At 27.9% G+C, this 22,800-nt stretch carries 17 protein-coding genes and 1 riboswitch; of the genes, 14 read left to right on the top strand and 3 right to left on the bottom strand.

The window, feature by feature from the left end:
- The first annotated feature begins 10 nt into the window (after nucleotides 1-10).
- The 4 genes from prfB to ABFX13_RS08790 all read left to right on the top strand — a co-directional run bounded on the left by prfB (nucleotide 11) and on the right by ABFX13_RS08790 (nucleotide 5,409).
- Nucleotides 11-1,118, top strand: a protein-coding gene (prfB, locus tag ABFX13_RS08805) for a peptide chain release factor 2 (protein ID WP_346045054.1) whose coding sequence is annotated in 2 segments (ribosomal slippage) — nucleotides 11-85 and nucleotides 87-1,118 — 1,107 coding nt in all. Because the reading frame shifts where the segments join, the coding sequence is not laid out codon by codon here.
- A gap of 59 nt (nucleotides 1,119-1,177) precedes the next feature.
- Nucleotides 1,178-3,328, top strand: a complete 2,151-nt coding sequence (locus tag ABFX13_RS08800; RefSeq protein ID WP_346045052.1) for a Tex family protein — start codon at nucleotides 1,178-1,180, stop codon at nucleotides 3,326-3,328.
- Nucleotides 3,329-3,337: 9 nt separating this feature from the next.
- Nucleotides 3,338-4,495 carry an amidohydrolase gene (locus ABFX13_RS08795; protein ID WP_346045049.1) on the top strand — a complete coding sequence of 386 codons (1,158 nt, stop codon included), beginning with the start codon at nucleotides 3,338-3,340 and terminating at the stop codon, nucleotides 4,493-4,495.
- Nucleotides 4,496-4,566: 71 nt separating this feature from the next.
- A riboswitch (FMN riboswitch) is annotated at nucleotides 4,567-4,685 on the top strand.
- Between the two features lie 118 nt (nucleotides 4,686-4,803).
- On the top strand, nucleotides 4,804-5,409 hold the full coding sequence (locus tag ABFX13_RS08790) for an ECF transporter S component (RefSeq protein WP_346045047.1): 606 nt from the start codon (nucleotides 4,804-4,806) through the stop codon (nucleotides 5,407-5,409).
- A gap of 95 nt (nucleotides 5,410-5,504) precedes the next feature.
- Here ABFX13_RS08790 and ABFX13_RS08785 read toward each other — a convergent pair whose 3' ends face one another.
- Complete coding sequence (locus tag ABFX13_RS08785; protein WP_346045045.1) at nucleotides 5,505-6,350, bottom strand: GNAT family N-acetyltransferase; 846 nt, start codon at nucleotides 6,348-6,350, stop codon at nucleotides 5,505-5,507.
- A 168-nt stretch (nucleotides 6,351-6,518) separates the two neighbouring features.
- Here ABFX13_RS08785 and tsaE point away from each other — a divergent pair, with 168 nt between their 5' ends.
- The 10 genes from tsaE to ABFX13_RS08735 all read left to right on the top strand — a co-directional run bounded on the left by tsaE (nucleotide 6,519) and on the right by ABFX13_RS08735 (nucleotide 19,308).
- Complete coding sequence (gene tsaE, locus ABFX13_RS08780) at nucleotides 6,519-6,971, top strand: tRNA (adenosine(37)-N6)-threonylcarbamoyltransferase complex ATPase subunit type 1 TsaE (RefSeq protein WP_346045042.1); 453 nt, start codon at nucleotides 6,519-6,521, stop codon at nucleotides 6,969-6,971.
- Complete coding sequence (tsaB, locus tag ABFX13_RS08775) at nucleotides 6,971-7,687, top strand: tRNA (adenosine(37)-N6)-threonylcarbamoyltransferase complex dimerization subunit type 1 TsaB (protein WP_346045040.1); 717 nt, start codon at nucleotides 6,971-6,973, stop codon at nucleotides 7,685-7,687. The genes tsaE and tsaB overlap by 1 nt, the downstream gene beginning before the upstream one ends.
- Entirely contained in the window at nucleotides 7,677-8,135 is a 459-nt protein-coding gene (gene rimI / locus ABFX13_RS08770) for a ribosomal protein S18-alanine N-acetyltransferase (protein ID WP_346045038.1), read from the top strand. Before tsaB ends, rimI begins: the two co-directional genes overlap by 11 nt.
- 2 nt (nucleotides 8,136-8,137) lie before the next feature.
- On the top strand, nucleotides 8,138-9,151 hold the full coding sequence (gene tsaD / locus ABFX13_RS08765; RefSeq protein ID WP_346045035.1) for a tRNA (adenosine(37)-N6)-threonylcarbamoyltransferase complex transferase subunit TsaD: 1,014 nt from the start codon (nucleotides 8,138-8,140) through the stop codon (nucleotides 9,149-9,151).
- Nucleotides 9,152-9,402: 251 nt separating this feature from the next.
- Nucleotides 9,403-11,304: a 1,4-alpha-glucan branching protein GlgB gene (gene glgB / locus ABFX13_RS08760; RefSeq protein WP_346045033.1), complete on the top strand. Its 1,902-nt coding sequence runs from the start codon at nucleotides 9,403-9,405 to the stop codon at nucleotides 11,302-11,304.
- A gap of 38 nt (nucleotides 11,305-11,342) precedes the next feature.
- Nucleotides 11,343-12,470 carry a glucose-1-phosphate adenylyltransferase gene (locus ABFX13_RS08755; RefSeq protein ID WP_346045107.1) on the top strand — a complete coding sequence of 376 codons (1,128 nt, stop codon included), beginning with the start codon at nucleotides 11,343-11,345 and terminating at the stop codon, nucleotides 12,468-12,470.
- A 14-nt stretch (nucleotides 12,471-12,484) separates the two neighbouring features.
- On the top strand, nucleotides 12,485-13,612 hold the full coding sequence (gene glgD / locus ABFX13_RS08750; RefSeq protein ID WP_346045031.1) for a glucose-1-phosphate adenylyltransferase subunit GlgD: 1,128 nt from the start codon (nucleotides 12,485-12,487) through the stop codon (nucleotides 13,610-13,612).
- Nucleotides 13,613-13,625: 13 nt separating this feature from the next.
- Entirely contained in the window at nucleotides 13,626-15,083 is a 1,458-nt protein-coding gene (glgA, locus tag ABFX13_RS08745; RefSeq protein WP_346045029.1) for a glycogen synthase GlgA, read from the top strand.
- Between the two features lie 2 nt (nucleotides 15,084-15,085).
- Entirely contained in the window at nucleotides 15,086-17,506 is a 2,421-nt protein-coding gene (locus tag ABFX13_RS08740; RefSeq protein ID WP_346045027.1) for a glycogen/starch/alpha-glucan phosphorylase, read from the top strand.
- Nucleotides 17,507-17,541: 35 nt separating this feature from the next.
- Complete coding sequence (locus tag ABFX13_RS08735; RefSeq protein ID WP_346045025.1) at nucleotides 17,542-19,308, top strand: glycoside hydrolase family 13 protein; 1,767 nt, start codon at nucleotides 17,542-17,544, stop codon at nucleotides 19,306-19,308.
- 27 nt (nucleotides 19,309-19,335) lie between these two features.
- On the opposite strand, the gene ABFX13_RS08730 is transcribed toward ABFX13_RS08735, so the two are convergent.
- Both ABFX13_RS08730 and ABFX13_RS08725 read right to left on the bottom strand, forming a co-directional pair.
- Entirely contained in the window at nucleotides 19,336-20,712 is a 1,377-nt protein-coding gene (locus ABFX13_RS08730) for an MATE family efflux transporter (RefSeq protein ID WP_346045022.1), read from the bottom strand.
- A gap of 108 nt (nucleotides 20,713-20,820) precedes the next feature.
- A complete protein-coding gene (locus ABFX13_RS08725; RefSeq protein ID WP_346045020.1) occupies nucleotides 20,821-22,734 on the bottom strand; it encodes an ABC-F family ATP-binding cassette domain-containing protein in 1,914 nt (637 codons plus the stop codon).
- Nucleotides 22,735-22,800: the final 66 nt, after the last annotated feature.

Genomic DNA, 22,800 nt, shown 5'->3' with positions numbered 1-22,800 from the left:
GGAGGTAAAAATGCTTAATATACAAGAGTATAGACATAAAATAGAAGATATGTCTAAAAATATACAAGAATTGAGGGCTTCTCTTTGACATAGAGGGCTTAAGTGAAAAAATAATTGAAAATGAAAAAATAATGAGTGAACAAGATTTCTGGAATGATAATGATAAAGCACAAAAGACGTTACAAGAAAATAAAAATCTAAAGAGTACTGTAGATGAATTTAATTATCTACAGTCTGCTCTAGATGATATAGAAGTTCTTATAGAATTAGCTTTAGAAGAAAATGATTCATCTTTAGAAAAAGAAGTTAATACTTCTATAAGTTCACTTGAAGAAGAAATAGACAAAGTAAAAATTAAAACATTATTAAGTGGAGAATACGACAAAAATAATGCTATATTATCTATAAATGCAGGTACTGGAGGGTTAGATGCTCAAGATTGGGCAAATATGCTTTTAAGAATGTATGATAGATGGGCAAGTTCTAAAGGATTTAAAGTTAAAACATTAGACTTAATTTATGACCCAGAAGCTGGAATAAAAAGTGCCACTATACAAATAGAAGGTCTAAATGCTTATGGATACTTAAAAAGTGAAAAAGGTGTACATAGAATTGTAAGAATATCTCCTTTTGATCCATCAGGAAAAAGACATACATCTTTTGCATCAGTAGATGTAATACCAGAATTAGACGATAGTATAACTATAGATATAAATCCTTCAGATTTAAAAATAGATACGTATAGAGCATCTGGAGCTGGAGGTCAACATATAAATACTACTGACTCAGCAGTAAGAATAACACATATACCAACAGGGGTAGTTGTTCAGTGCCAAAACCAAAGATCCCAACATAGTAATAAAGATACTGCTATGAGAATGTTAATGGCAAAACTTATAGAGCTTAAAGAGTTAGAACAAAAAGAAACAATAGAAGATTTACAAGGTAAATATTCGCAAATAACTTGGGGAAGTCAGATAAGATCTTATGTATTCCAACCATACAAGCTAGTTAAAGACCATAGAACTAATGCTGAAATTGGAAATGTTGATAGTGTTATGGATGGAAATATAGATTTATTTATAAATGAATATTTAAAAATGGCTAAATTAAAATAATTCATAAAACTTAAGGCTTAAGAAGTTAATTCTTAAGCCTTATTTTAGGAGGAATTAAATTGGATATAAATAAAATATTAAAATCAGAGTTTAATTTAAGAGATTCACAAATAGAAAATACTATAAAGCTTATAGATGAAGGTAATACTATACCATTTATAGCTAGATATAGAAAAGAAATGACGGGAGAAATGAGTGATGTAACTCTTAGAGCATTTTATGATAAATTAGTTTATCTAAGAAATTTACAAAGCAGGAAAGATGACGTAAAAAGGATTATAGAAGAACAAGGGAAGTTAACTGAAGAAATAGTTAAAAATATAGAAAAAGCTAAGACACTTCAAGAAGTGGAAGATATTTATGCACCTTTTAAACAAAAGAAAAGAACAAGAGCGATTATAGCAAAAGAAAAAGGATTAGAACCATTAGCAATGTCTATGTTAAATGAAAATATAGATTTAGAAATAGAAGCTAAAAAATATATAAACTTAGAAAAAGAAGTTAATTCAGAACTAGATGCATTAAAAGGAGCTAAAGATATAATTGCTGAAATAGTATCAGAAGATGCAAAGTTAAGAAAATATATAAGAGATTTATCTTTAAGAGAAGGAATTATTATTACTAAAAATACAAAAGATGAAAAATCTGTTTATGATATGTATTATGATTATAGTGAATCTGTAAAGACAATAGCTCCACATAGAGTACTTGCAATAAACAGGGGTGAAAAAGAAGAATTCTTAAAAGTTAAATTAGAGATAAATAACGATAAAGTAATAAATCATATAATAGATAATTATATTAATAAAAATAATAAAACTAATGAAGATGAGATAAAGCTAGCTATAGAAGATGCATATAAAAGACTTATATTCCCTTCTATAGAAAGAGAAGTAAGAAATCATTTGACAGATATAGCTCACGAAAGAGCTATAAGTGTATTTGGTCAAAATGTAAAAAGTTTACTACTTCAGCCACCAGTAAAAGATAAAGTTGTAATGGGGTTTGACCCAGCATATAGAACTGGATGTAAAATTGCAGTAGTTGATAAAAATGGTAAGCTTTTAGATTATACAACAGTATATCCTACTAAACCTCAAAATGACGTTGAAGGAGCAAAGAAAACTTTAAAACAACTTATAGAAAAGCATGATATAGATATAATTTCTATAGGTAATGGAACTGCATCAAGAGAATCGGAACAATTTGTATCTGAAATGTTGAAAGAAATAAAGAAAGAAGTTCAATATACAATAGTAAGTGAAGCAGGAGCATCAGTTTATTCAGCATCAGAACTTGCTAATGAAGAACATCCAGATATAAATGTATCTATAAGAGGTGCAATTTCAATAGCAAGAAGGTTACAAGATCCACTAGCTGAATTAGTGAAAATAGATCCAAAGAGTATAGGTGTTGGTCAATATCAGCATGATCTTAATAAAAAGAGATTAGAAGAAGTTTTAGATGGAGTTGTTGAAGACTCAGTAAACTCTGTTGGAGTTGATTTAAACACAGCATCATATTCATTACTTGAGCATATAGCAGGTATAAGTAAAACTATAGCTAAAAACATAATAGCTTATAGAGAAGAAAATGGGAATTTTACATCAAGGGCCCAGATTAAAAAAGTAAAAAGATTAGGACCTCAAGCATTTACACAATGTGCTGGGTTTATGAGAATAACAGATTCTAAAAATCCTTTAGATAATACATCTGTGCATCCTGAAAGTTATGATGTATGTAAAAAGCTTTTAGAAAGAATAGGATATTCATTAGATGATATAAAAGATAGAAGTATAAGTGATATAGATTCAAAAATTGAAGCTATATGTATAGACAAATTAAGTGAAGAATTAGAAGTAGGAGTAGTAACCTTAAAAGATATTATATCTGAAATTAAAAAAACAGGAAGAGATCCTAGAGAAGAAGGTATGAAACCAGTTCTTAGAACTGATGTATTAAAAATTGAAGATATAAAAGAAGGTATGATTTTAAAAGGAACTGTTAGAAATGTAGTAGACTTTGGAGCATTTGTTGATATAGGAATAAAAAATGATGGACTAGTTCATAAATCTCAAATGAGCAATAAATTTGTAAAAGATCCTATGACAATAGTTACAGTTGGGGATGTAATAGATGTAAAAGTTATAGGAGTAGATTTAAAAACACAAAGAGTTTCTTTAACTATGAGAGATGTTAAGGAAATATAGGAGGAGTAAATGCTTTTTATAAAAAATGGAGTTATAAATACTGTCACTAATGGAATAATTCATGGTGATATACTTATAGAAAATGGTAAGATAATAGAAATAGGAAAGAATATATCACATCCACAAGGTGTACAAGTAATAGATGCTAATGGAAATCAAGTATATCCAGGATTTATAGATGCACACACACATCTAGGATTGTGGGAAGATGGAATGGGATTTGAAGGAGCTGATGGAAATGAAGAAACAGATCCTATAACGCCACATTTAAATCCTATAGATGGAATAAATCCAATGGATAGAAGTTTTGAAGAAGCTCGAAATGGAGGAATAACTTCAGTTTGTACAACACCAGGAAGTGCTAATGTTATGGGTGGACAGTGTATAGCCATAAAAACTGTCGGTAGAAGAATTGATAAAATGGTTATAAAAAATCCAGTAGCTTCAAAGATAGCTTTTGGAGAAAATCCAAAAAGTTGCTATGGACAAGAAGAAAAAGCACCGCAAACTAGAATGGCAATAGCTGCAATGTTAAGAGAGACATTAAAAGAAGCTGAACAGTACTTAGATGCAATTCTTATGCATGAAGAAGATGATGAAAATGAAAAGCCAGATTACGATATAAAAATGGAAAGTTTACTACCTGTACTTAGAAGAGAAATTCCATTTAAAGTTCATGCACATAGAGCTGATGATATGTTCACTGCTATAAGAATAGCTAAAGAGTTCAATCTTAAATTAACTTTAGACCACTGTACAGAAGGACATTTAATAGTAGAAGATTTATTAGAAGAAGGATATCCTGTTGTAGTTGGGCCTTCTCTTTCAGAGAGATCTAAAATAGAACTTAGAAATTTAACTTTTGATACAGCTGGAATTTTATCTAATGCAGGTATGAATGTATCTTTAACAACAGACCATCCTGTTGTACCGCTGCATTATTTACCTATATGCGCAGGAATAGCAGTTAAACATGGTATGATGTATGAAAAAGCTATAGAAGCTATAACTATAAATGCAGCTAAGTTATTAGGTATAGAAGATAGAGTAGGGTCTTTAGAAATAGGAAAAGATGCAGACATAGTTATATGGGATAATGATCCATTAGAAATCCAAAGTAACGTATTATATACTATAATTGATGGAAAAGTTGTTTATAGTAAATAATTAAAGATTAAATTATTGACATAAATATGTAAAGTTTATAATATATAATTATAAGGAAAATTAAATAGCACGAAAATCTTCGGGGCAGGGTGAGATTCCCTACCGGCGGTATAGCCCGCGAGCTACATTTGTAGCATGACTTGGTGAAATTCCAAGGCCGACAGTAAAGTCTGGATGAGAGAGGATTAGTATAAATGTATAAAATTTAAAAATAAATGAATTTTATTTTTGATATACTCAAAAACTAAGCTCGAAGAGATTCTTCGGGCTTTTATTTTTCCTAATATATAAATTAGGAGGTTTTATATATGCAACAAATAATTAAAAAACAAAGATTGATGTCAACGAACACAATGACGAAGGTAGCGATACTATCAGCTATATCTTATATACTGATGTTTATATCACTGCCAATACCAGGGATATTCCCAGATTTTCTTAAAATAGACATATCAGATGTTCCTGCTATATTTGGAGGTATGTCTTTAGGTCCAGTTGCAGGACTTATAATAGTATTTATAAAAAATTTATTTCAAGCTATGACGGCTTCTACTACTGCTTGGATAGGGGAAATAGCTAACTTTTTAATTGGTGGATCATATGTAGTAATAGTATCTTTAATTTATAGACATAAGAAAGATATTAAAGGTTTATTAATAGGATTTATATTAGGAACTATAGCTATGATTATAGTGGGATGCTTAACTAATTATTACATGTTACTGCCTTTTTATGCGAAAGTAATGCCAATGGAGGCTATAATAAGTATGGGAAATATAATAAACCCAAGGATTACAGATTTAGGAAGTTTTGTTATTTGGATGATAGCCCCTTTTAACTTAGTGAAAGCAGTATTAATATCATTAATAACATTACCACTATACAAAAATATGGAATTTATACTTAAAAAATAGACTATATTAAAATAATAAGTTAGTATGCTAGATATCAAAGCAAATTATTATCTAGCATATTAATTTATTTTAATATAGTCTTTTTATTTTAAAGTCTATTCTTTATAAGTATAATAAACACAGTCTTTATCAAAATCAGACATAGATCTATAATGATTATTTTTAAGTTTATCTATTAGTTCATTACATGGATTGGTTACATAAATTTCAGCTTCTCTAGCTTTTGATTTTAATAAGTAATAGTTAGTAGCATCGTTTATACCTTCAAATGTATTATCTATACAAATTATAGAAGGGTATGTTTTCATAGTAACTATACATTTATGTCCATTAACTATTACTAAAGAATCATTCTTTACTAAATCATTATATACAGCTTCGCATATATTTAAATAAGTAAAACCAGAAGCTAATTTATTATTAAAATTTTTGAAGTAATCAAGATTTTTGAAATCTTCATATGAAATATTCCAACTTTCTATATTAAAGTCATCAATTTTAATGTCTAAATTTTTAATACTCTCATAACTTTTAAAACATACAAGACAACCTTGAATAAATTTAAAGTTTTTAGCTTTGAACATCTTTATACTAGCTTTAGTATCTTTTTGAGTACATATTCCTATATTAGTTATTTTACCATTTCTTAAATCTTCTCGAGCTATATTAAATAAAGTGTCAATAATAGCATGAGCAAGTTGTTGTCCTCTATATTCTATATGAACTCTAAGTCCTTCAATCCAACCTTGTCTATCTGGTAATACTGTATATTTTCCAAATGCTACAATCTTATTATCTTTTTCTAAACCTAAAAAACAGCCTTCTTTTGCATCTACCCATTTATGAAATATTTTAGGTATATAATCTTTTCCTTCCCAAATATTTTTTGATATATCTAATATATCATCGTAATCTTCATACGTAAGAACTTTATAATTCAAGTTAATTCCCCCCTTGCCATAGAATATATTACCATAAATTTGCAAATAAGTGTTATATAAAAAAACTTTGTCAATTTAAAACCTTTATAATAGTAATTGGTTATAATATAATAATATCTGTTACATTAAAAAAATAATAAAAAAGTCTTATTTATGGAGATGATATAGATGGTTAAAATATATTTAGAAAATGAAGAACAAACTAAAGAAATAGGTTATAAATTAGGTCAACTTTTAACACCTAAAAGTGTAGTTTGTTTAATTGGAGACTTAGGAGCTGGGAAAACAACTATGACCCAAAGTCTAGCAAAAGCTTTAGAAGTAGATGATTATATAACAAGCCCTACTTTTAATATAGTAAATGAATATGAAGGAAGAATGCCTTTATACCATTTTGATGTGTATAGAATTGGAAGTAGTGATGAAATGTATGATATAGGATTTGATGAGTATATAGATGGAGACGGAGTTTGTATAATAGAATGGGCAAACCTAATAGAGGATATACTTCCAAATGAATACTTATACATAGAAATGAACTATAAAGAAACAGGAAGAGAAATGATATTAACTCCAAAAGGAGAAAAGTACGAAGAAATAGTTAAGGAGTTGACTAAGTAATGAAAATATTAGGAATAGATACTTCTACACATTCAACTAGTGTATGTGTTATAGAAGATGAAAAATTAATTTGTGAATACACAGTAAATACTAAAAAAACACATTCTCAAAAACTTATGGTAATGATTGAATCAATGATAAAAGAAAGTGATTTAAATATAAAAGACATAGATGCAATAGCAATATGTATAGGACCAGGTTCATTTACTGGACTTAGAATTTCTATGGCTACAGCAAAAGCAATAGCTCAAGTTAGAAACTTACCAATAATAGCTGTCAATTCTCTAGAATCTCTAGCATTTAATATGAATTTATGTGATAAAACGATATGCCCTATTTTAGATGCTCAAAGAAATCAAGTTTATACAGGAAAGTATAAGTTTGAAAATGGAGAATTTAAAACAGTAGAAGATATAAAAGTTATTGAAATAGAAGCATTGATAGAAGAATTATCTAATAAAGATGAAGAGTTTATTTTAGTTGGTGAAGCTACAATTTTATACAAAGAAAAGCTTGAATCAGTTGAAAATATTTATGTAGCGTCAGCGTCTAATAATGTTAGTAAAGCTAGTAGCCTATGTGCAATAGGTGCTATTAAATATAATAAAGATATAGATGTATATAATTGCTATACTGTAAATCCAATGTATATAAGAAAATCTCAAGCAGAAGTTCAATATGAAGAAAAAATGAAGAGGTTAGAGAATGACAAATAGCAATTTAATAATAAGAGACATGAATATAGATGATGTAGAAGGCGTTTTTCAAGTAGAAAAAAATTGCTTTGAACATTACTGGTCTAAGTCTGAATTTGAAAAAGAAATGAAAAATGATGTTGCTAGATATTTAGTAGCACAAATAGATGAAAAGATTGTTGGCTATGTAGGAATTTGGTTTATAGCAGGTGAAGGACATATAACAAACGTTGCAGTACATAGTGATTATAGAGGACAAAAGATAGGCGATAAACTTATAAAGCATCTTGTTGAAAAGTGTAAAGAAAATCACATATTTGCTATGACTTTAGAGGTAAGAGTTTCTAATTTAGTAGCCCAAAATTTATATAAAAAATATGGATTTAAATTAGCTGGAATAAGAAAAGAATATTACAGTGACAATAAAGAAGATGCAATGATAATGTGGAGTCAATTAAAAGAGGTGTAGTGATGAAAGATATAATAACATTAGCTATAGAATCTAGCTGTGATGAAACAGCTTGTGCGGTTCTTAAAAATGGAAGAGAAGTTTTAAGTAATATAATATCAACTCAAATTGAATTACATAAAAAATTTGGTGGAGTTGTACCAGAGGTTGCATCTAGAAAACATATAGAAAATATACCTATGGTTGTGCAACAAGCTCTTGATGAAGCAAAAGTAACATTTGATGATATTGACCATATAGCAGTAACTTATGGACCTGGATTAGTAGGGGCAGTTTTAGTGGGATTATCTTATGCTAAAGCATTAGCATATACTTTAGATATACCATTAGTAGGTGTAAATCATATAGAAGGTCATGTAAGTGCTAATTATATACAAGATAAAGATTTAAAACCTCCATTTATAACATTAATAGTTTCAGGTGGACATACTCACTTAGTAGAAGTTAAAGATTATGGTAAATATGAAATCTTAGGAAAAACTAAGGATGATGCATCAGGAGAGGCATTTGATAAAATAGCAAGAGCTATGGGCTTAGGATATCCAGGTGGACCAATAATTGATAGATTAGCTAAAAGTGGTAACAAAAAAGCAATAGATTTTCCTAGAGCATGTATGGATGAAGGATATGACTTTAGCTTTAGTGGTTTAAAGTCAGCAGTTTTAAATTATTTAAATGCTAAAAAAATGAAAAAAGAAGAAATAGTAGTAGAAGATGTAGCAGCATCTTTCCAAGAGGCTGTAGTAGAGGTTTTATCTAAGAAAGCTATAAAGGCAGCAAAAGAAAAAGGATATGATACTATTGCTTTAGCTGGAGGAGTTGCATCAAATTCAGCTCTTAGAGAAAAACTAACAATTATGGGTGAAAAACAAAATATAAAAGTTAAGTATCCATCTCCTATTTTATGTACAGATAATGCAGCTATGATTGGATGTGCAGGATATTATAGTTTTATTAATGGAAGAAGAGATGATATGAGCTTAAATGCGGTTCCAAATTTAAAAATTGGGCAATAAAAATGAGTTAGAAGATTTAAATCTTCTAACTTTTTTTATGTTTGAATTATATTTTATAGACAGAAAAATCAAGATTCTGTAGTTTAGTGTAAGGATGTATCTTTGATTAAAGAAATAACTAAATTTAAGTCTAAATTTTTAGATGAATACTTCAAATATTAAAGTATGAATTAATATATAATTAAAAATATATGTTTAAAAAGTTCGATAAGATATTACTAAAGATATAGATTATTATGGGGGATTTTATATTGAGAAAATATGAAGATGTTATAAATAGCTACAATATAAATTTATTTAAAGAGGGAAAAAGTTTTAGAAGTTATAGTTTCATGGGAGCGCATAAAGTAGAAAAGAAAGGTATAACAGGAATTACGTTTTCAGTTTGGGCACCTAATGCTAAAAAAGTTAGCTTAGTAGGTGAATTTAATAATTGGGATGAGAGCTTAAACGTTATGAACGATATTGAAGATAGTGGAATATGGAATATATTTATACCAAATATGGAATATGGAGAAAACTATAAATTTTACATAGAAAGTAAAAGTGGAAAAAGTAAGTTAAAATCTGATCCATATGCATTTTTTTCGGAAAAAAGGCCAAACACAGCATCTATTGTATATGATTTAAAAAGCTATAAATGGAATGATGATATTTGGATAGAGAAAAAAGAAAAGTACTCATATATTGATAAGCCGATGAATATATATGAAGTTCACTTAGGTTCGTGGAAAAGAAAGTGGGATGGAGAATTTTTTACTTATGAAGAATTAGATGAGTTAATAGATTATGTAGAAGATATGGGATATACCCATATAGAATTACTTCCGATTACAGAACATCCATTAGATATGTCTTGGGGATATCAAACTATAGGGTACTATAGTGCTACTAGTAGGTATGGAGATTCAGAGCAACTGATGAGATTTATTGATAAATGTCATCAAAAAAATATAGGAGTTATATTTGATTTTGCATATAGCCATTTTTGTAAAGATGATCATGGATTATATAAGTTTGATGGAACAAATCAATTTGAATATGAAGATGAAACAAAGGCGGAAAACTTAGGTTGGGGTACTGCACATTTTGATTTAGGAAAACCAGAGGTACAAAGTTTTTTAATATCAAATGCAATTTTTTGGATGGAAAAATTTCATATTGATGGGATTAGGATGGATGCTGTATCGAGTATGCTTTATTTAGATTATGATATAGGGCATTGGAAACCTAATAAATATGGAGGAAGAGAAAATATAGAAGCAATAGAATTTTTAAGAATGTTTAATGAAATTATACATAAGGAAATTAAAAATCCTATTGTAATAGCTGAAGAATCTACGTCATGGCCAATGGTTACAGGACCAGCTTATAAAGGTGGATTGGCTTTTGATAATAAATGGAATATGGGATGGATGAATGATACTTTAAAATATATGGAAATGGATCCAATTTACCGTAAATATCATCATGAACTTATAACTTTTTCATTTATGTATGCATTTTCTGAAAACTTCATAATACCATTATCACATGATGAAGTAGTTCATGGTAAAAAATCTCTACTAAATAAAATGCCAGGAGATGAATGGCAGAAATTTGCTAATTTAAGATTGTTGTATGCATACATGATGATTCATCCAGGTAAGAAACTTTTATTTATGGGTAGTGAGTTCGCACAAGATTTGGAATGGAGATTTGAGTATGGATTAGAGTGGACCTTATTAGCCAATGAACAAAATTTTAAGATGAAAAATTATGTAAAAGATTTAAATCATCTTTATAAAGAAGAAAAATCTATGTATGAGATAGATAATCACCATTCAGGTTTTGATTTTATAGATCCACATAATATAAATCAAAGTGTAATTGTAATAATGAGAAAAGGAAAGAAAAAGGATGATTTTATAATTACAGTTTTAAATTTTACACCAGTAGTATATAACGAATATCGTATAGGGGTTCCATATAGAGGATCATATACAGAGGTTTTTAATAGTGATGATAAAAAGTATTATGGATCTGGGCAGACTATGAAAGATAAAATTTTAGAATCAGAAGATATAAATTGGCACAATAAGCAATACTCTATAAATATAAAAGTTCCACCATTAGGAGCGATTTTCATAAAGGGCATAAATTTAAATGATTAAAATATTATTTTTAGATTATGGGGGAGTAGTAATAAATGATGAAAAAAGAAATGATAGCGATGATTTTAGCAGGGGGTCAAGGTTCGAGATTAGGGGTATTTACAAAAAATATAGCAAAACCAGCAGTATCGTTTGGAGGAAAGTATAGAATAATAGATTTTGTTTTAAGCAACTGTTCCAATTCAGGAATAGATACTGTTGGCGTTTTGACTCAATATAGGCCTCTATTATTAAATTCTCATATAGGTATAGGAAGTAATTGGGATTTGAACAGAAGAAATGGAGGACTATCAATATTACAACCATATATGAATGAAAAAGAAGGTAATTGGTATAAAGGAACTGCAGATGCTATTTATCAAAATATGAACTATATAGATAGTTATGACCCTGAATATGTACTTATATTATCAGGAGATCATATATATAAGATGGACTATAGTGATATGTTAGAGTTTCATAAATCTAAAAATGCAGATGTAACAATTGCTGTTATGGAAGTTGATTGGAGTGAGGCAAATAGATTTGGAATAATGAATACTGATGAAAATAGTTCTATATATGAATTTGAAGAAAAACCTAAGAAACCAAAAAGTAACTTAGCATCTATGGGAATATATATATTTAATTGGAAAAATATAAAAAGATATTTCGAATCTGAAGAGATGTATTTAGATTTTGGTAAAAATTTAATTCCGAAGATGTTAGAAGATAATTTAAATATGATTGCTTATAAGTTTGATGGATATTGGAGAGATGTAGGAACCATAGAAAGCTTATGGCAAGCTAATATGGACTTAATAAATACAGAAAATGGATTTAATTTAAATGATCCTAATTGGAAAATATATACGGATACAATGGCTATGCCACCACAATATATAGGGGAAGATGCAAATATAAAAAATTCAATTTTAGTAGATGGATGCAGGGTTTTTGGAAGTGTTGAAAATACAGTTTTATCTCATGGTGTAACTGTGGGAGAAGGAAGTATAATAAAAGATTCGGTTATAATGTCAAATGCCAAAATAGGTAAAAACGTAATTATAGAAAAAGCTATGATAGGAGAAGGGGCTATAATAGAAGACAATTGCTATATCCACAAAGATGATGGGAGTATAAGTGTAGTGTCTGAATTTGAGGTAATAGCTATGGAATTAGTATAGGGGGATTATATTTTATGAATAAAGAATGTATGGGGATAATCAATTTAAATAAAAAAGGTGATAATTTAAGAGAGTTAAGTGATTCAAGGATAGTGGCATCAATACCTATTGGTGGAAGGTATAGAATAATAGATTTTACATTATCTAATATGGTAAATGCGGGAATGAAAAATATAGGTATATTTTCAGACCAAAAATATAGGTCACTGACAGATCATTTAGGAAATGGAAGTCATTGGGACTTATCTTTAAAAAATGATGGATTATTTGTATTTAGTCCCGAAAATACAACAAAGCAGATGCATCATACTTTTAAAAAAGGTGATCTTCAAAATATATTTTCAAATATAGATTATATTGAGAAAAGTAAGCAAGAATATGTTTTAATTTCTCCAAGTTATATGATTTGTAATATTGATTATAAAAAAGTTCTTAACTACCATAAATTATCGGGCAATGATATAACTATAGTATTTAAAAATGAATCTAATATAGATGAAGAGTTTTTAGGAACAACAATTTTAAATATTGATAGAAATAAAAAAGTTTTAAGTATGGGAACTAATATTGGAAGACAATCCACAGGAAATATATCTATGGAAATGTATATAATGAAAACAAAATTATTTATAGAAATGATATATGGAGCAGTTTCAAAAGGTGGATATGCAAATTTAGAAGATTGTATAAATGAAAGTGTAGATATATTAAATGTAGGAGGATATGAGTATAAGGGTTACTTAAGATGTATAAATTCTATTAAAACTTATTTTCAAACTAACAAGGATTTACTTAATATAGATATAGCAAATGAATTGTTTTACTCAGATAGAAAAATTTATACTAAAGAAAAAAATACTCAACCAACTTTATATACAAAAACTTCAAATGTAAATAACTCATTTATAGCTACAGGATGTATTATTGAAGGAGATGTGAAAGATAGTATTATATTTAGGAAGGTTCATATAAAAGAAGGTTCGGTTATTAGAAATTCTATAATTATGCAAAATACTACAATAGAAGAAAATGCAAAACTAGATAATGTAATTCTTGATAAAAATGTAAATATATCAAGTGAAAAAGAATTAAAAGGAGATATAAAGTTTCCTTTGGTAGTAGAAAAAAACGTAAGTATATAAAGGGGGATAAATTTTGAAGGTTCTTTTTGTTACAGCTGAATGTTGGCCGTTTGCTAAAACAGGGGGGTTAGGAGATGTATCATATGCACTTCCAAAATCATTAAAAAAAGAAGGAATTGATATAAGGGTTATAATGCCCAAATATGTTAATATTCCTAAATATTTAAAAGATAAAATGAAAAAAGTTGCCGTGTTTAATGTAAATGTGGCATGGAGAAATCAATATTGTGGATTATTAGAATTAGAATTAGACGGAGTTAAGTTTTATTTTATAGATAATGAGTTTTACTTTAAAAGAGAGGGTGAGTATGCCTATTTATATGGATATGATGATGATGTAGAGAGATTTACATTTTTCAGTAATGCAGTTTTAGAATCTTTAAAAAGGATAGATTTTTATCCAGATATAATGAATTTAAATGATTGGCATACAGGAATGATACCTTTATTTTTAAAAGAGCATTACAAAGATGATGAAAGATATTCAAATATAAAAACTATGTATACTATACATAACTTACGATATCAAGGTGTATTTTCTAACAAACACATAGAAGATACACTAGCTATTCCTAGATTTCATTTAGATGAAGGGAATATAGAATATTATGGTGGAATCAATTTTATGAAGGCTGGCATAGTATATTCAGATAAAGTAAGTACTGTTAGCCCAACATATGCTAACGAGATACAAACAAAATACTATGGAGAAGGACTAGATGGATTGATAAAAGAGAATGGATATAAATTAAAAGGAATTGTTAATGGAATAGATTATGAAATTAATAATCCGGAAGTCGATAAAAATATAGTTTGTAATTTTAATATTGAATCAATAGATAATAAAATTAAAAATAAATTAGAATTGCAAAAACTACTAGGATTAGAAATTAATGAAAATATACCAATGATAGGGATTGTGTCTAGATTAGTGTCTCAAAAAGGATTAGACTTAATTTCATATATGATGCCTGAAATAGTTGAAGAAGATTTACAACTAGTTGTACTTGGTACTGGAGAAGAACAATATCAATCTATGTTAAATTACTATTCAGGGAAGTATCCTAATAAGGTGGCAACTATATTAACTTTTGATGCAGCATTAGCTCAACAAATTTATGCATCATCAGATATGTTTTTAATGCCGTCATTATTTGAACCTTGTGGAATAGGACAAATGATAGCTATGAGATATGGATCAATTCCTTTAGTTAGAGAAACTGGAGGACTTAAGGATACTGTTATTCCATATAATAAATACACTGGAAAAGGTAATGGATTTAGTTTTGCCAACTACAATGCACACGAGATGTATTATTGTATTAAATCGGCGATAGATATTTACAAAGAAGATAAAACCACGTGGAATAATATAGTAAGAAGTGCAATGAATACTGACAATAGTTGGAAAAAGTCGGCTAAGGAATATTTAAGGGCTTATCAAGAAATAGTTGAACAAAGGAGTTGGTAATATTGACCCTTATAAATAAAAAAGAGTTCAAATTAGAATTTAGAAATCAAATGGATTTTTTATATAAACAAACTATAGAAGAAGCTAATAGTGAGCAACTACTAAATACGCTAGTGACAGTATTAAAGTGTAAAATAGATAATATATGGAAAGAAAGTAGATTAGATAAAGAAAAAGAAGTTTATTATTTTTGTATAGAGTTTTTATTAGGACGCCAATTAGAGTCTAATCTTTTAAATTTAGGTGTTTTAGAAGATATAAAGTTAATTTTAAAAGAAATGGACATAAACTTAGAAGACTTAGTTAATGCAGAAGTGGATCCTGCGTTAGGAAATGGTGGATTAGGAAGACTAGCTGCATGTTTTTTAGATTCAATGGCATCATTAAGTATTAGTGGCCATGGTTATGGAATAAGATACGAATACGGGCTATTTGAACAAAAACTTGTGAATGGACATCAAGTAGAAGTCCCAGATAATTGGTTAAAAGAAGAATCATATATATGGGAGACCGTAAGGCCTAACAAGGCAAGTATTGTAAAATTTGGAGGTCAAGTTGATTTAGTTGAAAAAAACGGTAAATTAAAGGCTATTCATAAAAATTATATTCCAGTTATGGCCGTTCCATATGATATTCCTATAATTGGATATAAAAATGAATATATAAATACTCTTAGATTGTTTAAATCAGATGTACCTCGAAAAGATTTTGAGCCTATATTAAAAGAATCTAAAAATAGCTATGGAAGTTATCATGATGCACTACAGTATAGATATTATGCTGATGAAATTTCTCAAGTTTTATATCCTAATGATTCTAATGATGCAGGTAAAATTTTAAGGTTAAAGCAAGAATATTTCTTAGTAAGTGCAGGAATACAAGATATATTTAGAAAGTATAAAAAGAATAATCGGGATATAGGTAAAATATATGAGAAAATTTCGATTCATATAAATGACACACATCCATCTCTATGTGTACCTGAGCTAATGAGGCTACTAATGGATGAAGAAGAACTTGGATGGGATGAAGCTTGGGAGATAACTAAAAGAGTTATATCTTATACAAACCACACTATAATGGCAGAGGCTATGGAAAGATGGAATATCCAGATGATTAAAGAGTTACTGCCTAGAATTTATATGATAATTGAAGAAATAAATAAAAGATATATTCGAAAATTAAATAATAAATATGGCAATGATTTTGATAAGATAGGAACAATGGCAGTGATTTCTGCAGACAATGTAAATATGGCTAACTTAAGCATTATAGGAAGCCATAGTGTAAATGGAGTAGCAAAACTTCATACAGAGATCTTAAAAAAAGAAGTGCTTAAAAACTTTTATGAAGATGAACCTTTTAAATTTAACAACAAGACTAATGGAATAGCTCATAGAAGATGGTTAATGTTATCTAATCCTAGATTATCTAAACTTATAAATGAATTGATAGGGGAAAGTTGGCAAAAAGATACACTAGAACTTAAAAGTTTAGAAAAATATCAAGATGATAGTAGGGTTTTACAAGAATTAGAATTAATCAAACAAGAAAATAAAAGAAACTTATCTAAAATCATAACTCAAAAAAATGAAATAAATATAAATGAAAACTCAATTTTTGATGTGCAAATAAAAAGATTACACGCATACAAAAGACAACTCATGAATGCACTTCACATACTTCATATGTATCATGAATTATTAGATAATCCAAATTTAAATATGGAACCAAGAACTTTTATATTTGGAGCTAAAGCTGCACCTGGATATTATTTTGCAAAATGCGTTATAAAACTAATAAATGAATTAGCTCAAAAAATAAATAATGATGTAAGAGTAAAAGATAAGTTGAGAGTAGTTTTTTTAGAAAACTATGGAGTTTCTTTGGCAGAGAAAATAATACCTGCTACAAATGTAAGTGAGCAAATATCTACAACTACAAAAGAAGCATCTGGAACAAGCAATATGAAGTTTATGATGAATGGAGCTATAACAATAGCAACGCTAGATGGAGCAAATATAGAAATTCATGACCAAATAGGTGATGAAAATATGGTTTTATTTGGGTTAAAGGCAAATCAAGTTTTAGAGTATAGTAAATTTGGAGGTTATTCTTCTGCTGATTTATATTCAAATAATTTTTATATAAAAAGAGTGGTAGATGACTTAGTTAATGGATTTATACCAAATATATTAGAAGAGGGCAGAGAGATATACAACTCTCTAATAACATACAATGATGAATTTTTTGTACTAAGAGATTTTGAAAATTATATAGAAGCTCAGAAAAAAATTAATGACTTGTATATGGATAAAAATCATTGGAATAAGATGGCGTTGATAAATATTGCGAATTCAGGGATTTTTTCAAGTGATAGAACTATAAAAGAATATGCAAATGAAATATGGTACAAAAGATAAATATTTTTATAAGTGATAAAAATAAGGGGGAGTAAATGAGTATAATATACGATTCTTGGATGGAAAGTCACAAAAAGCCATTTGGGGCATTGGAGATAGGAGAAGTCATAAATATAAATGTAGAAGTAATTTCTGATGTTAAAGAAATATACCTTATCTTAGAAACAAATGAAGAGACAAAAAAAGAAATTAAAATGGAAAATAAATTAAATGGTATTTTTACTATAGATAAATATAAATTTGAAAAAGAAAATATTTATTTTTATTATTTTAAATCCATAGAAGGAGAAAATTTACAGGTAAAATACTATGGAAAAAGTTATGACTGTGGAGAATGTGTAGAATTTTATGATATAAATGATATAAATAAATATCAAATTACGGTTAGCAAAAAAATAGAAACTCCAACGTGGTTTAAGGAAGGCATACTATATCATATATTTGTTGACAGGTTTAATAAAACTGGAAAAATAAATAATCCTAAAAAAAATAGTTTTATATATGCAAACTGGGAAGATACACCTATGTATATAAAAAACAAAAAAAATGAAGTCATAAGATGGGATTTTCATGGTGGAAATTTAAAAGGTATAATCAGTAAATTAAACTATCTAAAAAGTTTAGGAATAAGTGTAATATATTTAAGCCCTATATTTAAATCTCAAAGTAATCATAAATATGATACGGGAGATTATAAAACTATTGACCCTATGTTTGGTGATGAAGAAATATTTAAAGAATTAATATATAAGGCGGGTAAAAAAGGGATAAACATTATTTTAGATGGAGTATTTAGTCATACTGGAGATGATAGCATTTATTTTAATAAATATGGAAATTATGATTCTTTAGGTGCATATCAATCAGAAAATTCTAAATACTACTCATGGTATAACTTTAAGGACTATCCAAATGAATACGATTGTTGGTGGGGAGTTAAATCACTACCTAATGTAAATGAAACTGAAAAATCCTATATGGATTATATTATAAGGGATAAAGATAGTGTAATAAAGAAGTGGATGAACTATGGAGTCAAAGGATGGAGACTTGATGTAGCAGATGAACTTCCATCTACATTTATAGAAGCTTTAAAAAAAGAAACCCTAAATATAGATGATGATTCTGTTATTATAGGAGAGGTATGGGAAGATGCATCTAATAAAATTAGCTATGATGAAAGGCGTAAATACTTTTTAGGAAATCAATTAGATGGAGTAACTGGATATGTATTTAAAAATATAGTAGTAGAATTTTTAAAAGGAAATATAAACTCACAGGATGTATATAAAAGTTTTATGACAATAAAGGAAAATTATCCTAGAGAGGCATTTAAATCGAATTTGAATTTATTAGGAACACATGATACAAGAAGAATTCTTACAGAGTTAAATGAAGATAAAAATCTTCTTAAATTAGCAGTCTTTATTCAGATGACCTTTGAAGGGGTACCATATATTTATTATGGGGATGAAGCGGGCTTAATAGGAGAAAAAGATCCTGACAATCGAAGAACATATCCTTGGGAAAATGAAGATAAGGATATATTAAACTTTTATAAAAATATAATTAAGGAAAGAAAAAATAATAAATTATTATCAAATGGAGAAACTAAATTTTTAAAATTATCAAATCAAAATATATTTGGGTATATTAGATATATTAAAACTAATAAAGTCTTAATATTAATAAATAGATCAGATATTAGAGAAAAAATTGAAATAGAAAGTAATGAATTAATAGATAAAAAATTAATAACTATTTTAGAACCTAAATCTTATAATTTAATAAAAATAGATTAAAAGCGATGCCATAAAAGGCATCGCTTTTTAATTAATTTCTTTAACTATGTTAGCAACCCACTTTTTAGATAATGCTCTAGGGACACCAAATATGAATTTTACTATTTCTTCAGAATAAGTAAGAAGAACAAGTACGTAAATCGGAGCTCCTTTAATAGCGAATATAAAAGTAAGAGGAAGTGAAACTAACCACATACATCCTAATTCCAAGAATAAAGAGTATTTAGTATCTCCGCCACTTCTTAATATACCTATAATTAAAAGTGTATTAAAAGACTTAAGTCCCATCAATAACCCCATAATAACAAATATCTTAATGATATCAGGTGCTAGATTATCAGAAACGCTAAACATCTTAAGTAACATAGGTATATTAATTATAAGAAGTATACCGAATATAGTTCCTACAATGAATACAATTTTAGAAAACTTTTTAGCGTATTCAATAGCAACTTCTTTATTATCTGCTCCAAGTTCATTTCCTAGCATAATAGATGCTCCGATAGCTACACAAACAGCAGTCATTATAAAGAAATTACCTGTGCTTGTTGCTATTTGACTTGCAGCAATAGCAGAAGTACCTGCCTTAGAATATGCTACAGAATATAATACAGTACCTATAGCCCAACCAGAATCATTTAATAAGATTGGTGTACTTTTAGCAAAGAATGCATTTATAAATGATTTGTCTATAGATTTTAAATTGCTTAAATTAAATCTTAAAACATAATTCTTTTTAACTACATAAACATAGATAATTAAAAGTGAAAATTCAATTAGTCTAGCTATAACAGTTGCTAAGGCTGCTCCTTTAACTCCTAATGCAGGGAGACCTAAATTACCAAAGATTAATCCATAATTTAAGATTATATTACTTATAAGAGCTATTGCACTACAAATCATTCCTAACTTAGGATTTCTTACACTTCTAGATCCCATGCTAAAAACAGTACTAACTGCAATTAAAGGATAACAAAATGCTATGATACTAAAGTAATCAATACAAAGTTTTATTACATCAGTATCATAAGAGAAGAAGTGTATTATTAGTTTAGGAAAGAAAAGTGAAGGTATAAAAAATATTAGCCCAAGTATTATGCCAAGTAAAACATTTAATCCTGTAACTTTTTTTATGTTATTAATATCATTCTTTCCATAAAATTGAGATATAAATAAACCTGCTCCACCTGTTAAGCCAGATAAGGTCATATTAAATAAGAAGAAAAACTGATTAGCAACTCCTATAGAAGCAACTGAAGTTTCTCCTAAACTACTAATCATAACTGTATCTATAACATTTACTGAAGTTGAGATAAGGTTTTGTATGATTATAGGTATACAAAGTGAAATTAATAGTTTGTAAAATCTCTTATTTTCATCGTTTAAATTTAAAATATTATTCAAATAAGCACCCCCTAAATTTTAATGTCTATACTATGGTAATATAAATAATATATATATAGCAACTAATTTATTATAGAAAAATCAGAATTATCTAATAAAAAGAACAGCTTACATTAGCTGTTCCCATTCTTCATAAAGATTATTTAATTTTTCTTCAAGATTAGATTTGTTTTGGCTAACTTCCTTAGATTTTTCAGGATTAGAATAAACTTCTTCTTGACACATAAGTAAATCTAGTTCCTCAATCTTGCCTTCAATTTCTTCAATTTCTTTTTCTATATTTTGTCTTTTAATTCTAGCTTTCTTTTCTATTTCTCTTTGTTCTCTTTCTTTTCTTTTTTCATCTTTTAATTGAGTTTTTGTTTTTTCCTCAACAACTTCTACAGTATTCATTTCTAAAGTTTGTTTTTTCTTTTCCATATAATAGTCGTAGTTTCCTAGATATTCTGTTATACCTTCAGAGTCTAGAACTAAAATTTTATCAACCACAGTATTTAAAAAATATCTATCATGAGATATTGTAAATAAAGTACCTGTATAATTTAAAAGTGCTTCTTCTAACACTTCTTTAGAATCTATATCAAGGTGATTTGTAGGTTCGTCTAGTAACAAGAAGTTAGCATTAGATAATATAAGTTTTAATATGGCAACTCTTGCTCTTTCTCCACCACTTAAAGTAGAGATTTTCTTAAATACTTCTTCATCTTCAAATAAGAAAGAACCTAACATATTTCTAAGAGTTGTTTGATTTAACTCTGGATGATCATCCCAGATTTCATCTATTATGGTATTATCTAAATTAAGAGTTTTTTGTTCTTGGTGGAAGTAATCAACATGTACATTTGTACCAAGTTTAGTACTACCCGACAGAGGTGCTATTTCATTCATAATAATTTTGAATAAAGTAGATTTACCAATACCATTAGCTCCAATTAGTGCAACTTTTTCACCTCTATATATATTAAAGTTTATATCTTTGAAAAGAATTCTTTCTCCATAACCCATAGAAATATCTTTAACTTCTAAAACATCATTACCACTAGAAACAGAAGGACTAAATTTTATACTTGCTCTTTTTCTATGAACATCAGGTCTATCTAAAACTTCAACCTTATCAAGCATTTTTTCTTTACTTCTAGCTCTTTTTAAATGTTTTTCTCTACCGTAAGCTTTTAATCTTTCTATTGATTCTTCTTGTTTTTTAATTTCTTTTTGTTGATCTTCATATTTTTTAACTTCTAATTCTTTCTCAACTTTAGATAACTCTATAAATTTAGAGTAGTTTCCATTATATGTTCTAAGTTTTTTATTATGAATTTCAAATACTCTATTAACAACTTGATCTAAGAAATATCTATCGTGTGAAATGATAATAACTGTTCCTTTGTATTGTTTTAAGAAAACTTCAAGCCATTCTATGGCATCTGAATCTAGGTGGTTAGTAGGTTCGTCTAATAATAAAAGTGAAGGGTTTTTAAGCAATAACTTTGAAAGTAAGACTCTAGTTTTTTCTCCACCTGACAATATGTTTATTGGAGTTTGCATATCGTCATCAGAAAATCCTAGACCTTTCAAAATTCCTTTAACCTCAGATTTATATCCATAACCATTTAATTCTGAAAAAAGTTCTAGCTTATGTGAATACTCGTTCATAAGCTTATCTAATTCTTTTGAATTGGGATTTGAACTTTCTTCAGAAATTCTTAGTTCTAAATTTCTTATATAGTTTTCCATTTCCATTAAATCTGAAAAAACTTCTAAAACTTCTTCGTATATGCTTTTTTCAGATTGAAAATTAGTATTTTGTTCAAGATAGCCTATTTCTACACCTTTTCCAAGATATATATCTCCACTATCATATCCGTATATTCCTGAAAGAATCTTGAATAAAGTTGTTTTACCTGTTCCATTAACGCCTATAATACCAACTTTATCTCCTTCATTTACTGTAAAGCTAATATTTTCTAGTATAGTATCTATTCCAAAACTTTTATTTAAGTTATTACATGACAAAACAATCATAAAATTATACCTCCTTAAACTATCTAAAATTATAATGTTTTGGTATAATATAATCAAGGATATATG

This window comes from Paraclostridium tenue, from assembly GCF_039521565.1.
In the GTDB taxonomy this organism is placed as follows: domain Bacteria; phylum Bacillota; class Clostridia; order Peptostreptococcales; family Peptostreptococcaceae; genus Paraclostridium; species Paraclostridium tenue.
The sequence above is the reverse complement of the archived record's forward strand: the minus strand, read 5'-3'. Positions and strand labels throughout refer to the sequence as shown.